Source organism: Acinetobacter sp. WCHAc060033 (assembly GCF_004209125.1).
Lineage (GTDB): Bacteria > Pseudomonadota > Gammaproteobacteria > Pseudomonadales > Moraxellaceae > Acinetobacter > Acinetobacter wuhouensis.
This window is the reverse complement of the sequence record NZ_SGSW01000203.1, coordinates 1-371: the sequence shown is the minus strand read 5'-3', so window position 1 is coordinate 371 and position 371 is coordinate 1. Positions and strand designations below refer to the sequence as shown.

Annotated in this window: 1 protein-coding gene; it reads left to right on the top strand. The window is 42.6% G+C overall.

From position 1 onward, the window contains the following. Positions 1-12: 12 nt before the first annotated feature. On the top strand, positions 13-371 hold a 359-nt coding region (locus EXE10_RS21285), incomplete at its 3' end, for a hypothetical protein (RefSeq protein ID WP_130114621.1).

Here is a 371-nt window from a genome sequence, read left to right as displayed (position 1 = left end):
AGATTTTGCGAGGTGAGCGTGAGTAAACCCCTCATCATCGGCATTGATCCAGACTTAGAAAAATCGGGGGTGGCTATCTTGGGACAGTCATTTGAGCTGAAGAATTTGACCTTTGCTGAAACTGTTGAGTTATTTCGCAGTCACCAAGATCAGATTAAGAAAGTGGTGATCGAGGCAGGGTGGCAAAACAAGAAGGCTAACTTTAGAACAAGCGGGAATCATTCGAGACAAGTTAGTGAGCAAATATCACGTCGTGTTGGTTTGAATCATGCGACAGGTATTTTACTTTCTGAAATGGCTGAATCATTGGGTTTGGCAGTGGTGCTGGTAAGACCAACCAAAACCAAAAAGAATTCAGAAGAATTTAATCG